The 15,334-nt window shown below is 55.9% G+C and carries 9 protein-coding genes; all 9 read left to right on the top strand.

What is annotated here, in order from left to right:
- The first annotated feature begins 123 nt into the window (after positions 1-123).
- The 9 genes from LH86_RS21395 to bamB all read left to right on the top strand — a co-directional run bounded on the left by LH86_RS21395 (position 124) and on the right by bamB (position 15,308).
- A complete protein-coding gene (locus tag LH86_RS21395; protein ID WP_039305697.1) occupies positions 124-5,091 on the top strand; it encodes an alpha-2-macroglobulin family protein in 4,968 nt (1,655 codons plus the stop codon).
- Between the two features lie 11 nt (positions 5,092-5,102).
- Positions 5,103-7,430 (top strand): peptidoglycan glycosyltransferase PbpC, encoded by a 2,328-nt coding sequence (gene pbpC, locus LH86_RS21390; protein ID WP_039305695.1) that lies wholly within the window; start codon positions 5,103-5,105, stop codon positions 7,428-7,430.
- Between the two features lie 168 nt (positions 7,431-7,598).
- Positions 7,599-8,030 carry a nucleoside-diphosphate kinase gene (gene ndk / locus LH86_RS21385; protein WP_039296136.1) on the top strand — a complete coding sequence of 144 codons (432 nt, stop codon included), beginning with the start codon at positions 7,599-7,601 and terminating at the stop codon, positions 8,028-8,030.
- Positions 8,031-8,327: 297 nt separating this feature from the next.
- Positions 8,328-9,491, top strand: coding sequence for a bifunctional tRNA (adenosine(37)-C2)-methyltransferase TrmG/ribosomal RNA large subunit methyltransferase RlmN (locus tag LH86_RS21380; protein WP_008459410.1), 1,164 nt, complete (start codon positions 8,328-8,330; stop codon positions 9,489-9,491).
- 423 nt (positions 9,492-9,914) lie between these two features.
- Positions 9,915-10,910: a cytoskeleton protein RodZ gene (rodZ, locus tag LH86_RS21375; RefSeq protein WP_039305693.1), complete on the top strand. Its 996-nt coding sequence runs from the start codon at positions 9,915-9,917 to the stop codon at positions 10,908-10,910.
- 38 nt (positions 10,911-10,948) lie between these two features.
- Positions 10,949-12,070 carry a flavodoxin-dependent (E)-4-hydroxy-3-methylbut-2-enyl-diphosphate synthase gene (gene ispG, locus LH86_RS21370; protein WP_039305690.1) on the top strand — a complete coding sequence of 374 codons (1,122 nt, stop codon included), beginning with the start codon at positions 10,949-10,951 and terminating at the stop codon, positions 12,068-12,070.
- A 115-nt stretch (positions 12,071-12,185) separates the two neighbouring features.
- The gene (hisS, locus tag LH86_RS21365; protein WP_039305686.1) at positions 12,186-13,460 is read left to right on the top strand and encodes a histidine--tRNA ligase; all 1,275 of its coding nucleotides are present in this window, start codon (positions 12,186-12,188) and stop codon (positions 13,458-13,460) included.
- A 35-nt stretch (positions 13,461-13,495) separates the two neighbouring features.
- Positions 13,496-14,116: a YfgM family protein gene (locus tag LH86_RS21360; protein ID WP_039305683.1), complete on the top strand. Its 621-nt coding sequence runs from the start codon at positions 13,496-13,498 to the stop codon at positions 14,114-14,116.
- A gap of 10 nt (positions 14,117-14,126) precedes the next feature.
- Positions 14,127-15,308, top strand: a complete 1,182-nt coding sequence (bamB, locus tag LH86_RS21355) for an outer membrane protein assembly factor BamB (RefSeq protein WP_039305680.1) — start codon at positions 14,127-14,129, stop codon at positions 15,306-15,308.
- The last annotated feature ends 26 nt before the right edge of the window (positions 15,309-15,334 follow it).

The following is a 15,334-nucleotide window of genomic DNA, read 5'->3' as shown; positions in this document are numbered from 1 at the left end:
ATTTACTGCCGCCTGCGAGGCATCGCGCAAGGCAGAGTATTCCGACTTTCGCTTTTCTGGCTAATCCGCATAATACTTGCTCTACGTAATGTTTAGCGGCCCTTATTGGCCAGGGATGAAAGAATGAATGCACTACGTTTGACGAGCCTTGCCGCGCTGGTTTGCGGCCTGCTGGCGCTTTCCGGCTGTGACGATAAAAATAATCAGCAAACCGTTCAGCCCACAGCCTCTGCAGCAGTGGAACAAAACGGTAAGGCTGAAACTAAGCCAGATGCTGCTCAACTGGAAAAACTGGCACAGCAGTCTGCGGGAAAGCCGCTGAAGCTGCTTGATGCCTCTGAAGTGCAGTTAGACGGTGCCAGTACGTTAGTGCTGACCTTCTCGATTCCGCTCGACCCCAATCAGGACTTCAATAAAGTTGCCCATCTGGTGGATAAAACCAGCGGCAAAGTGGACGGTGCCTGGGAGCTTTCCAGCGATCTAAAAGAACTTCGCCTGCGCCATCTGGAGCCCAAACGCACGCTGATTGTGACTGTAGACAGCGGGCTGCTCGCGCTCAATAAAGCAACGTTCGACGACAGCTTTGAAAAGCAAATTGCCACGCGTGATATTCAGCCGAGCGTTGGTTTTGCCAGCCGGGGCTCATTGCTGCCGACTAAAGTGATTGCGGGGCTGCCGGTGATGGCGCTTAACGTCGATAACGTTGACGTTAACTTTTACCGCATTAAAGACAGCTCCCTAAGCGCGTTTATCAGCCAGTGGCAGTACCGTAACTCAGTCTCTAACTGGGAGTCTGACAACCTGCTGAAGCTGGCAGACCTGGTTTACACCGGGCGTTTTGACCTAAATCCTGCGCGAAATACCCGTGAGAAGCTAATGCTGCCGCTGGGTGATATCAAACCCCTCCAGCAGCCCGGCGTCTATCTCGCCATCATGAGCCAGGCCGGGCATTACGCCTACAGCAACGCTGCAACCCTGTTCACGCTGAGCGATGTGGGTGTTTCGGTGCATCGCTACCACGACAGAATTGACGTCTTTACTCAAAGCCTGGAAAACGGTGCTGCTCAGTCGGGCGTAGAGATTGCGCTGTTGAACGAAAAAGGCCAAACGGTAGGGCAAACGAAAAGTGACGGTGACGGGCATGCCACGCTTGAGAAGCTGAACAAAGGCACGTTGCTGCTGGCGCGCAATGGGGAGCAAACCACGCTGTTGGATCTCAGCCGCCCGGCGCTGGATCTGGCGGAGTTTGATATTGCCGGTGAGCAAGGCTACAGCAAACAGTTCTTCATGTTTGGCCCGCGAGATCTTTATCGCCCCGGAGAGTCGGTCATCGTGAACGCCCTGCTCAGGGATGGTGATGGCAAACCGCTCCCGCCGCAGCCGGTGAAGCTTGAGGTTGTAAAACCGGACGGCCAGGTTGCCCGCACCGAAGTGTGGCAGTCTGCCAACGGACTTTATCAATTTACATATCCTCTGAGTGAAAGCGCGGCAACCGGTAACTGGCAGATGCGGGTCAACACCGGGGATAACCAGCCGCGTATCTGGACATTTAAAGTTGAAGATTTCATGCCGGAGCGTATGGCGCTGAATCTGACGGCGCAAAGTGCGCCGATAGCGCCTGAAGATACCGTCAATTTTGATGTTGCCGGGCGCTATCTCTACGGTGCGCCAGCCGCAGGTAACAGCCTTCAGGGGCAGCTTTTCCTGCGCCCTTTACGTGATGCCGTTGCAACGCTGCCAGGGTTCCAGTTTGGCGATATTAATGAGCAAAACCTTTCCCGTAGCCTGGATGCCGTTGAGCTAACGCTTGATGAACAGGGGCATACGACCGTCAGCGCGGAAAGCCAGTGGGGAGACGTACATTCACCGCTGCGCCTTATTTTGCAGGCTAGCCTGCTGGAGTCCGGTGGTCGCCCGGTGACACGCCGCGTGGAGCAGGCTATCTGGCCTGCTCAGGCGATGCCGGGAATCCGCCCTCAGTTTGCCAGCAAAGAGGTCTATGACTACCGGACCGACACTACCCGCACTCAGCCGATTGTCGATGAAGACAGCAGCGCAGGTTTCGACATTGTGTATGCTGATGCACAAGGCGAGAAACTGGCTGTGAAAGACCTGGATGTCCGCCTGATTCGCGAGCGCCGTGACTACTACTGGAGCTGGGAAGAAAGTGAAGGCTGGCGGTCTCAGTACGATCAAAAAGATCTGGTGGAAGCCGAGCAGAAGTTGACGCTGGCTGCCGGAGAAACGGGCAAAGTTGCCTTCCCTGTAGAGTGGGGCTCCTACCGTCTGGAAGTTCGGGATCCTGAGAATAACCTCGTCAGTAGCCTGCGCTTCTGGGCCGGCTACAGCTGGCAGGATAACAGCGATGGCACCGGGGCAGTGCGTCCGGACAGAGTGACATTAAAAATAGATAAACCGTCTTACAAAGCTGGCGATACCATCAATCTGCATATTGCCGCGCCTGCGGCAGGTAAAGGTTATGCGCTGGTGGAATCCAGCGACGGGCCGCTGTGGTGGAAAGAAATCGATGTTCCGGCAGACGGCATGGATCTTGCCATTCCGGTGGATAAGGGCTGGCAGCGGCATGATCTTTACTTAAGTACCGTGGTTATTCGCCCCGGAGACAAGGCGCGTTCCGCCACGCCTAAGCGCGCAGTTGGGATCCTTCATCTGCCGCTAGGTGACGAGAGCCGCCGTCTCGATCTGACGTTGCAAAATCCAGCCAAAATGCGGCCTAACCAAAACCTGACCGTGAAGGTGAAGGCCAGCGTGAAAAATGGCGAAGTGCCGAAGCAGATTAACGTGCTGCTGTCCGCCGTGGACAGCGGCGTACTTAATATCACCGATTACAAAACTCCGGATCCGTGGGACGCCTTCTTTGGGCGCAAGCGCTATGGCGCAGACATCTACGACATTTACGGGCAGGTAATTGAAGGCGAGGGGAGACTGGCTGCACTGCGCTTTGGCGGTGACGGCGATGAAGGCGATGAGCTAAGTCGCGGCGGTAAAAAGCCGGTGAACCATGTCACTATCATCGCTCAGCAGGCCCAACCGGTTGCGCTGGATGAAAACGGTGAGGGAACGGTGACGCTGCCAATTGGTGATTTTAACGGTGAACTGCGGGTCATGGCGCAGGCCTGGACCGACGACCGCTTTGGTAATAGCGAAGAAAAAGTCACGGTTGCCGCGCCGCTCGTAAGCGAACTGGCTGCGCCGAGGTTTATGGCGAGTGGCGATACCAGCCGCCTCGCGCTGGATCTCACTAACCTGACGGACAGGCCTCAGCAGCTTAGCGTGGCGCTTAGCGCTCAGGGGCTGTTAGCGCTCAATGGCACGTCGACGATGGATGTGAAGCTGGCGCCTGGTGCTCGCGGCACACTGTTCATTCCCGTACGTGCGCTGGAAGGTTTCGGCGACGGTGAAATTAAAGCTGTGATTAATGGCCTCGCACTGCCGGGTGAAAAGCTTGCTGACCCAATCAAACAGTGGAAAATCGGCGTTCGGCCTGCGTTCCCTGCTCAGACGGTAAACAGCGGGGCCGTGGTTAAACCGGGCGAGACATGGACGCTTCCGCCTAAGCATCTGTCCGGCATTGCAGAATCTACCCTGGAAGGGCAGTTATTGCTGAGCGGGCGTCCGCCCCTGAACCTGGCGCGTTACATTCGTGAGCTAAAAGCCTATCCGTATGGCTGCCTTGAGCAAACGGCCAGCGGCCTGTTCCCGTCTCTGTACACCAACGAAACTGAACTGAATGCTCTGGGCATCAAAGGTATTACCGACCAACAGCGCCGGGCAGCCATTGATGTTGGAATTACCCGCCTGCTTGAAATGCAAAGCGACAATGGCGGTTTCGGGCTATGGGATAAAGCAGGACCGGAAGAGTACTGGCTGACGGCCTACGTGACCGACTTCCTGGTGCGAGCTGGCGAACAGGGTTACAGCGTCAATGGGGATGCACTTAACAGGGCCAACCAGCGCCTGCTGCGCTATCTGCAGGATCCTGGTCTGATTGCCTTGCGCTACAGTGATGACGCCCCGGCCAGCCGCTTTGCGGTACAGGCCTATGCCGGGCTGGTGCTGGCTCGCCAGCAAAAAGCGCCCCTTGGGGCATTGCGTGAGCTTTGGCAACGCCACGAGCAGGCTCGTGCCGGACTGCCGCTTGTGCAGTTGGGCGTGGCCCTGAAGCTCATGGGCGATGAGCCTCGCAGCCAGCAGGCAATTGCTTTGGGGCTGAAAACTCAGCGCCGCGATAAACAGATCTGGATGGCGGATTACGGCAGCGAGCTGCGGGATAAAGCAATGATGCTGAGCCTGCTGGAAGAGAACAAGCTGCTACCGGACACCCAGAATCAGCTGCTGCTTGAGCTGTCGGACATGGCCTGGAGCCAGCGCTGGTTATCAACTCAGGAAACCAATGCGTTGTTCATTGCCGGTCACGGCCTGCAAAACGTGAAAGGCGACTGGCAGGCGCAGACCTCGCTTGGCACAGAGCCACTGGCATCCAGCCAATCGATAACGCGTAATCTGAGCGCGCAGCATCTTTCTGGTCTGCAGGTGACCAACACCGGGACGGCCAGCCTCTATTTACGCCTCGACAGCGCGGGGTATCCGCAGCAGGCGCCGGCTGCCTATAGCAATGTGCTGCATATTGAACGTCACTTCCTTGATGCGAAAGGCAACACCCGGTCGCTTTCTTCACTGAAAAGCGGTGAGCTGGTTATGGTCTGGCTGGACGTTTGGGCAGATAAGAACGTGCCGGATGCACTGGTCGTCGATTTATTGCCGGCCGGGCTGGAGCTGGAAAACCAGAATCTGGCGAACAGCAGCGCCAGCCTGGGGGACAGCGCGAGTGAAGTACAGACTCTGCTCAACCAGATGCAGCTGCAGGACATACAGCATATGGAGTTCAGGGATGACCGCTTTGTGGCCGCATTGCCGTTAAATGAAGGCCAGCATGCAACTCTTATTTACCTGGCCCGGGCCGTTACGCCGGGAAGTTACACCGTGCCCATGCCGCAGGTGGAGTCCATGTACGTTCCGCAGTGGCGGGCAACCGGTAGCAGTACCGGCACGTTGACCGTTGTGCCGTAAGCAGAACGTCGGTGCTTAACGGATCAAGGCTACGCTGGCGGCGGCGCTATCTCTGGCTGATAGTCCCGCAGCTGGTTGCCACTTTTGTCTGGCTGGCGGATAAGCTCTGGCCGCTGCCGCTGCAAGAGGTCAATCCGGCTCGGGTAGTGGTCGCGGCAGACGGTACACCGCTTTGGCGTTTTGCTGATGCCGAAGGGATCTGGCGTTATCCCGTCGTACTTAACCAGGTCTCTCCCCGCTACCTGGAAGCGCTAATCGGCTATGAGGATCGCTGGTTTTGGGATCATCCTGGCGTCAATCCGCTCTCGATCTTGCGTGCGGCCTGGCAGGATCTACGTAATGGCGAAGTGATCTCCGGCGGCAGTACGCTGACGATGCAGGTTGCGCGTTTATTGGATCCTCATCCCCGTACGCTCGGCGGAAAAGTACGACAGGTCTGGCGCGCCTTTCAGCTTGAATGGCATCTTTCCAAAACGGAGATCCTTACGCTCTACCTTAATCGTGCCCCTTTTGGCGGCACGCTACAGGGGATCGGCGCGGCAAGCTGGGCCTACCTTGGAAAAGCGCCTGAACAGCTAAGTTATTCTGAAGCGGCCTTGCTTGCTGTGTTGCCTCAGGCTCCCAGCCGCCTGCGGCCTGACCGCTGGCCTGAACGGGCGCAGCAGGCGCGGGATAAGGTTTTGCGCCGTATGGCGGAGCAGGGCGTGTGGTCGCAGAAGCAGGTTAATGAAGCTTTGCAGGAGCCCGTTTGGCTAGCACCGCGGCAGATGCCGCAGCTGGCTCCGCTGCTGTCGCGGGCGCTGGTATCGAAAAGCAAGTCAACGTTGATTGCGACCACGCTAAATGCACCTTTACAGCGCCAACTGGAAGAGCTGGCGCTGAACTGGAAATCACGCCTGCCGCCTCGCTCATCGCTAGCCATGCTGGTGGTTGATCACACCACAATGCAGGTTCGCGCGTGGGTGGGATCGGTGGATATTAACGACGACAGCCGTTTTGGGCATGTCGATATGGTCACCGCCATTCGCTCGCCGGGTTCCGTGCTAAAGCCCTTTGTTTACGGTATGGCAATGGATGACGGGCTGATTCATCCGGCGTCGTTGTTGCAGGACGTCCCGCGTCGGTTCGGTGATTACCGTCCGGGGAACTTCGACACCGGTTTTCACGGGCCGGTAAGTATGAGCGATGCCCTGGTGCGTTCGCTAAATTTGCCTGCTGTTCAGGTGCTTGAGGCCTACGGGCCGAAGCGTTTTGCCGGGCAGATGAGCAACGTGGGGCTTAACCTTCGCTTCCCTCAGGGCAGTGAGCCCAATCTTTCGCTTATTCTTGGCGGCGGTGGCGCCAGGCTGGACCAGATAGTCGCCGCCTACAGCGTGTTTGCCCGTCATGGCAAGGCCGCTCAACTGCGGGTTTTGGAGAGTGATGCTTTGCGGGAGCGTCCTCTAATGTCGCCGGGAGCTGCGTGGGTGATTCGCCGTATTCTTGCCGGAGAGGCTCAGCCCCAGCCGGATGCTTCTTTACCGCCGGTTGTGCCGCTGGCATGGAAAACCGGAACCAGCTACGGCTACCGTGATGCCTGGGCCATCGGCATTAACTCACGCTACCTGATAGGGATTTGGACCGGCAGGCCTGACAGCACGCCGGTGGCGGGGCAGTTTGGGCTGGGGAGTGCCGTGCCGTTGCTTAATCAGGTGAATAATTTGCTGCAGGCAAATTCGCGCGTGCAGCAGCTTCATTTGCCGACCGATCCCCGGCCCACTTCCGTTACTGCCGCGGAGATCTGCTGGCCTGGCGGCCAGGCATTGCCAGCCGGAGATGTGAACTGCCGTCGAAGGCTGGCAACATGGCTTCTGGACGATGCTCAGCCGCCTACGCTGCTGGCGCCGGGGCAAGAAGGCGCGCAGGGAACACGGCAGCTTATTTGGGTGGATGCGCAGGGTAAGCGAGTGGCTGCCGATTGCCCTGGGGCTAGCCAGCGGACAGTTGCTCTCTGGCCACTGCCTCTTGAACCCTGGTTACCCCCGGCTGAACGTCGTGCTGCTCGTTTGCCTGCTGCTTCAGCCAGTTGCCCGCCGCTACAGAAAGAGAGCGCAACGCCGCTGCTGCTGCTCGGCGTGCGTGACGGCACTATTTTGAAACGCTTACCGGGGCAGATGCAGCTTCCGCTGCGGCTTTCCAGTCAGGGCGGGCAGGGCCAGCGATGGTGGTTCATCAACGGAGAAAGCGAAGAGAGCAAAGGCGATGGGCTGGCCTTAATGCTCAATAAACCGGGCGACTATCAGATCGTGGTGATGGATGAGTCCGGGCACGTTGCCAGCGCGACCTTTACCCTGCAGTGACGGCAAAACGTGAAATTTCACCCGCTGCAGCAATAGTGTTGCCAAAACTAATCTTATTTTAAAAAAATGTTATCTCCATCCATAGGCAACGACAAACTTGCTCTTTATAATCTGCGCCAATTTCATAACCGGGTTTCCCGGACACACAGAACATCTACAGAGGTAATCATGGCTATTGAACGTACTTTTTCCATCATCAAACCAAACGCGGTGGCAAAAAACGTTATTGGTAACATTTATGCTCGTTTTGAATCTGCAGGGTTTAAAATCGTTGGCGCAAAAATGCTGCATCTGACCGTTGAGCAGGCTCGTGGTTTCTACGCTGAGCACGACGGTAAGCCGTTCTTCGACGGTCTGGTTGAGTTCATGACCTCTGGTCCAATCGTTGTTTCCGTGCTGGAAAGCGAAAACGCAGTACAGCGTCACCGTGACCTGCTGGGCGCAACTAACCCGGCTAACGCACTGGCTGGTACTCTGCGTGCAGACTACGCTGACAGCTTCACCGAAAACGGCACCCACGGTTCTGATTCCGTAGAATCCGCAGCCCGCGAAATCGCCTACTTCTTCGGCGAAGGAGAAGTGTGCCCACGCACACGCTAAAATATCCGTCATCCTTTGAGCCGCAGGGGGGTTAGCTGCAGGAACTCATCCCAGTCGCTTACCTAAGTAAGCTCCTGGGGCTCATTCCCTTGCTGCCTACTGCAACTCAAATGATTTTGGATATTCCCGACGTGAAAGCTTGCGTGACATTTTTTAATCGTTGTTCGCTTTCAGTCGTGGCATCTATGCCATAGAATTTGTACAATGCAACGCCCCCGGAAGAGCCTGCTCACCGGGGCGTTTCTTTTTCTAACCCTCCAGGGGCCATAACGTGTAACAACGAGGCCGGAAAACACTATGTCTGAAATGAACACGCCTGAAGCAACACCTGTTGTTGTTTCCAATAAAGCCGAAAAAATTAACCTGCTCGATCTTAACCGCCAGCAACTGCGCGAATTTTTCGCCGAGCTGGGTGAGAAACCTTTCCGTGCAGATCAGGTTATGAAGTGGATGTATCACTACTGCAGTGATGACTTCGACGAAATGACGGACATCAACAAGGTCCTGCGCAATAAGCTGAAAGAGATCGCTGAGATTCGTGCACCTGAAGTTGCTGAAGAGCAACGTTCTGCCGACGGTACCATCAAGTGGGCAATCAAAATTGCCGACCAGCTGGTGGAAACGGTGTATATCCCGGAGGAAGACCGCGCCACGCTGTGTGTTTCTTCTCAGGTTGGCTGTGCGCTGGAATGTAAATTCTGCTCAACCGCCCAGCAGGGCTTTAACCGTAACCTGCGTGTGTCTGAAATTATTGGTCAGGTCTGGCGCGCGGCGAAGATTATCGGCGCGCAGAAGAAAACCGGCGTGCGTCCTATCACCAACGTGGTGATGATGGGCATGGGTGAACCGCTGCTGAACCTGAACAACGTTGTTCCGGCAATGGAAATCATGCTCGACGACTTTGGCTTTGGTCTGTCCAAACGCCGCGTCACGCTTTCTACCTCTGGTGTGGTACCCGCGCTGGATAAGCTCGGGGATATGATTGATGTCGCGCTGGCGATTTCGCTGCATGCGCCGACAGATGATATTCGTGATGAAATCATGCCGATCAACAAAAAGTACAACATCGAAACCTTCCTGGCGGCCGTTCGTCGTTACCTGGAGAAATCCAACGCCAACCAGGGCCGCGTCACGGTGGAATACGTTCTGTTGGATCACGTCAATGATGGTACCGAACATGCACATCAGCTGGCTGAATGCCTGAAAGATACGCCGTGCAAAATCAACCTGATTCCATGGAACCCGTTCCCGGGTGCACCATACGGCCGCAGCTCCAACAGCCGTATCGATCGCTTCTCTAAAGTGCTGATGAGCTATGGTTTCACCACCATTGTTCGCAAAACACGCGGCGACGATATCGACGCGGCATGTGGTCAGCTGGCCGGGGAAGTGATCGACCGTACCAAACGTACTATGCGTAAACGTATGCAGGGCGAACCTATTGCCGTAAAAGCTGTTTGATTGTAAATGGCGGTTTACCGCGTCGGGCGAGGGTGTCTGGCGCGGTATAAAAAACGGGCAAAAGTGCATGAACAGTCAATAACGTGGCCTAATACATCATTCAGGATAATAATTACGGTGCGTTTCTGACGGCTTTAAGGCAGTATGTAGCGTCGCAACAACAGTTTAGTTGTGCCCATTTCGTAAAGTTAACGGACAGCCTGCCAAAGGGTGACTATGGTTAACTAACCGGCGGGGCCGGTAGCCCACTAAAATACCAGCTTAGCGCTAACAGCATGGTTGGTATCGGGTATTTTTACTGAGGGGTAGCCTTCAGGTATCAGATTTGTTTCGCGGTGCGAGTCAATCTGACGTAGCGGAGACGCTGCGGTACAGGACTTGTGCCAAATTCTTTAATTTGAACAGTACCAGCAGTTGTAGCTAATGAATACTGAAGCCACTAACGAATCAAATGCAGCACAAACCACAGGCCAGCGTTTACGTAATGCACGTGAGCAAATGGGGCTCAGCCAGCAGGCTGTAGCTGAACGCCTGTGCCTGAAAGTTTCCACCGTCAGGGATATTGAAGACGACAAGGCGCCTGCCGAGCTGGCGTCTACTTTCCTGCGTGGCTATATCCGCTCTTATGCGCGACTGGTTCATATTCCTGAAGAAGAGCTGTTGCCGATGATGGCTAAACAGGCGCCGATTAAGGCGGCCAAAGTTGAGCCGATGCAAAGCTTCTCTCTTGGTAAGCGTCGTAAAAAGCGCGACGGCTGGCTGATGAGCTTTACCTGGCTGATTCTGTTCGTGGTGATTGGCCTGACTGGCGCATGGTGGTGGCAAAATCACAAAGCGCAGCAGGAAGAGCTGTCGACCATGGCCGATCAATCTTCCACCGAACTTTCAACCAGCGGCGGCCAGTCTGTGCCGCTGAACACCGGCAGTGATACGCCTGCCGATGCAGCATCTACTACATCAACGCCTGCGCAACCTGTTGAACTGCCTACGCCAGTGGAGAACACCGCTTCTTCTTCTGCGCCAGCTCAGCAAACCGCTGCTGCAGATGCGGCTCAGCAATCTGCCGTTGTGGCGCCAAGCCAGGCACCTGTTGATAACGCGCAGACAACGCCAGCGCCAACCGCAGGCCAACTGCCAACCGACCAGGCTGGCGTGAATCAGACTGCGGATGCCTCTCAAGGGCTGTCTATGCACTTCACTGCAGACTGCTGGCTGGAAGTGACCGACGCCAGCGGCAAAAAGCTGTTTAGCGGCCTGCAGCGCAAAGATGCGAAGCTCGATTTAGCGGGTAAAGCGCCTTATAAACTGAAAATTGGCGCACCGTCAGCAGTACAGGTTCAATATCAGGGTAAACCTGTGGACCTGAGTCGCTTTATCAGAACTAACCAGGTTGCACGTCTCACTGTCGGTGCTGAATAATCAGCGCCAGTTCAGACGCGTAATTGTGGAGATTTACCATGCATAATGCCGCACCCATCCAACGTCGCAAATCCAAGCGGATCTACGTCGGTAATGTGCCAATCGGCGATGGTGCCCCTATCGCCGTTCAGTCGATGACCAATACGCGTACCACCGATGTGGAAGCTACGGTTAATCAAATCAAAGCATTAGAACGCGTGGGTGCCGACATCGTTCGCGTATCCGTGCCGACAATGGACGCCGCAGAGGCGTTTAAGCTTATCAAGCAGCAGGTCAGCGTCCCGCTGGTCGCCGATATCCACTTCGATTACCGTATTGCGCTTAAAGTCGCGGAATACGGCGTTGATTGCCTGCGTATTAACCCCGGCAACATCGGCAACGAAGAGCGTATTCGCACGGTGGTTGACTGCGCACGCGATAAAAACATTCCTATCCGTATCGGCGTGAATGCCGGTTCTCTGGAAAAAGATCTGCAGGAAAAATACGGCGAGCCGACGCCTCAGGCGCTGCTCGAATCCGCCATGCGCCACGTCGATCATCTCGATCGCCTCAACTTCGATCAGTTTAAGGTGAGCGTAAAAGCGTCGGACGTATTCCTGGCCGTTGAGTCTTATCGCCTACTGGCAAAACAGATCGATCAGCCGCTGCACCTCGGGATCACCGAAGCGGGCGGCGCGCGCGCGGGTTCTGTAAAATCCGCTATCGGCCTCGGGCTGCTGCTCTCTGAAGGGATCGGCGACACGCTGCGTATTTCTCTGGCGGCGGATCCGGTGGAAGAGATCAAAGTGGGCTTCGACATCCTTAAGTCGCTGCGCATTCGCTCCCGTGGGATCAACTTTATCGCCTGTCCAACTTGCTCACGTCAGGAGTTTGACGTTATTGGGACGGTAAACGCCCTGGAGCAGCGCCTGGAAGACATTATCACTCCGATGGACGTTTCGATTATCGGCTGTGTGGTGAACGGCCCGGGTGAAGCGCTGGTTTCCACGCTTGGGGTAACCGGCGGCAATAAAAAAAGTGGTTTCTACGAAGATGGCGTTCGCCAGCGAGATCGTATGGACAACGACGACATGATTGCGCAGCTTGAAGCGCGTATTCGTGCCAAAGCCAGCATGCTGGATGAAAAACAGCGTATTGATATCCAACAGCTGGAAAAATAATGCGAAGCATGGGAAGCACAGGGCTTCCCGTGTATGATTGAGCCCGCACGGCCGTTTACCTGAGTAAGTGGCCTGATTTCGGGTTCATTTTTTGTATATAAAGCAGAGAACAAACGTGGCAAAAAATATTCAAGCCATTCGCGGCATGAACGATTACCTGCCGGGCGAAACCGCCATCTGGCAGCGTATTGAAGGCATTCTTAAGCAGGTGCTCGCGAGCTACGGTTACAGCGAAATCCGTTTGCCGATTGTAGAGCAGACCCCGTTATTCAAACGCGCTATCGGTGAAGTCACCGACGTGGTTGAAAAAGAGATGTATACCTTTGAGGATCGCAACGGCGACAGCCTGACCCTGCGTCCTGAAGGCACCGCGGGCTGCGTGCGTGCCGGTATCGAACATGGTCTTCTGTACAATCAGGAACAGCGTTTGTGGTACATCGGGCCGATGTTCCGCCACGAACGTCCTCAGAAAGGGCGTTACCGCCAGTTTAATCAGCTGGGGGTGGAAGTGTTCGGCCTGAACGGCCCGGATATCGACGCCGAGCTTATCATGCTGACCGCTCGCTGGTGGCGCGCGCTGGGTATTGACCAGTACGTAAGCCTGGAATTGAACTCCATCGGTTCTCTGGAAGCGCGCGCTAACTACCGTGATGCGCTGGTTGCTTTCCTGGAACAGCATAAAGAGAAGCTGGACGAAGACTGCAAACGCCGCATGTACAGCAACCCGCTGCGCGTGCTGGACTCTAAAAATCAGGACGTTCAGGCTCTGCTGAACGACGCGCCTCAACTGGGCGATTACCTCGATGAAGAGTCGCGCGAGCACTTCGCTGGTCTGTGCCAATTCCTGGATGCCGCTGGCATTGCTTACACCGTTAACCAGCGTCTGGTTCGCGGCCTGGACTACTACAACCGCACCGTGTTCGAGTGGGTGACCAACAGCCTGGGCTCTCAGGGCACTGTGTGTGCCGGTGGCCGCTATGATGGTCTGGTAGAGCAACTTGGTGGACGCGCGGCGCCAGCGGTTGGCTTTGCCATGGGCCTTGAGCGCCTTGTTTTATTAGTTCAGGCGATTAATCCTGAATTTAAAGCAGAATCCGTTGTCGATATGTACCTGATATCTTCAGGTCAGGGGACGCAGGGCGCGGCAATGCTGCTGGCTGAAAAGCTACGTGACCAGGTGCCGACCCTGAAATTGATGACTAACTACGGCGGCGGTAACTTCAAGAAGCAGTTCGTTCGTGCCGACAAGTGGGGCGCTCGCGTCGCACTGGTGCTGGGTGAAGATGAAGTCGCTAAAGGCGAAGTCGTGGTTAAGGATTTACGCACAGGTGAGCAACAAAACGTCGCGCAAGCCGACGCTGCCGCCCATCTGCAGGCGTTACTGGGTTAATTACCCGGTGATTATTCGTTAAGGAGAAGGACTGCGTGGAAGTTTACGAGAACGAAAACGATCAGATGGAAGCGGTTAAACGCTTCTTTGCGGAAAACGGCAAAGCGCTGGTAGTCGGGGTTGTGCTGGGTATCGGCGCTCTGGTGGGCTGGCGTTACTGGAACGGCCATCAGGACGACTCCATGCGTGAAGCCTCCCTGGCTTACCAGAATGTGACCAGCGCGGTGAAAGCAGACCAGCCGCAAACGCTGGAAGCGGTCGAGAAATTTGCCGCTGACAACAAAAACACCTACGGCGCGCTGGCGGCGTTAGAGCTGGCGCAGCAGTTCGTGGATAAAAACGAGCTGGATAAAGCGGCAACGCAGCTGCAAAACGGCCTTAGCAGCACCAAAGATGCGAACATGCAGGCGCTAATCAATCTGCGTCTGGCTCGCGTTCAGATTCAGCAGAAACAGGCTGATGCTGCGCTGAAAACCCTGGATAGCGTAAAAGGCGAAGGCTGGGTAGCGATGGTTGCCGACCTGCGCGGCGAAGCGCTGCTCAGTAAAGGGGATAAGCAGGGCGCTCGTGATGCGTGGAGCAAAGGTTCACAGACCAATGCTTCTCCGGCCCTGCGTGAAATGATGCAGATGAAAATCAATAATTTGTCCAGCTAAGAGGGACCCGATGCAATTGCGTAAACTATTTGTGCCTGGGCTGCTCTCCTTGACGCTGCTCAGCGGCTGCTCCCTGTTCAGCGGCGAAGAAGATGTGGTTAAAATGTCCCCGCTGCCAACGGTGGAAAATCAGTTCACTCCGACAAAAGCGTGGAGTACGTCCGTAGGTGATGGAATCGGTGATTTCTACTCTAACCTGCATCCGGCATGGCAGGGCAGCACCATCTATGCTGCTGACCGTCGCGGTACCGTGAAAGCGCTGAATGCGGACGACGGCAAAGAAGAGTGGAAGGTCGATCTCTCTGAGAAAACCGGCTTCTTCTCCAGCAATATCCCTGCGCTGCTGTCTGGCGGCCTGACCGTTGACGGCGGCCACGTTTATGTCGGCACCGAAAAAGCGAAAGTCTTCGCCCTGAACACTTCCGACGGCAGCATCGCCTGGCAGGCAAAAGTAGCTGGTGAAGCGCTGTCTCGTCCGGTCGTGAGCGACGGCGTAGTGCTGATTCATACCAGCAACGGTATGCTGCAGGCGCTGAACGAAGCCGATGGCGCGGTAAAATGGAGCGTTAACCTCGATATGCCTGCGCTGTCTCTGCGCGGTGAATCGGCTCCGGCCACTGCCTTTGGCGCTGCTATTGTCGGCGGAGATAACGGTCGCGTGAGCGCCGTGTTGATGCAGCAGGGCCAGCTTATCTGGCAGCAGCGTATCTCCCAGGCGACTGGCGCGACAGAAATCGACCGCCTGAGCGACGTGGATACCACGCCGGTTATCGTGAATGGTGTGGTTTATGCGCTGGCCTACAACGGCAACCTGACGGCGCTGGATCTGCGTTCCGGCCAGATCATGTGGAAACGTGAGATGGGCTCGGTGAACGACTTCATCGTGGACGGGAACCGCATTTATCTTGTGGATCAGAATGACCGCGTTGTGGCGCTGAATGTAGACGGCGGCGTAACGCTGTGGACGCAAAGCGATCTGCTGCACCGCAACCTGACCGCGCCAGTGCTGTACAATGGCTACCTGGTCGTTGGCGACAGCGAAGGCTACATGCACTGGATCAACAACGATGATGGGCGCTTTGTTGCCCAGCAGAAAGTGGACAGCTCCGGCTTCCAGACGACGCCAGTGGTTGCCAGCGACAAACTGCTTATCCAGGCAAAAGACGGCACGCTGTACGCCATCAAACGCTAAACTTGTCGGATAATCGTCACGTTTGA

The sequence above is a fragment of the Cedecea neteri genome, from assembly GCF_000758325.1.
Classification (GTDB): domain Bacteria; phylum Pseudomonadota; class Gammaproteobacteria; order Enterobacterales; family Enterobacteriaceae; genus Cedecea; species Cedecea neteri_B.
Note: the sequence above shows the minus strand (reverse complement) of the source record. Positions and strands in the feature narration are given on the sequence as shown.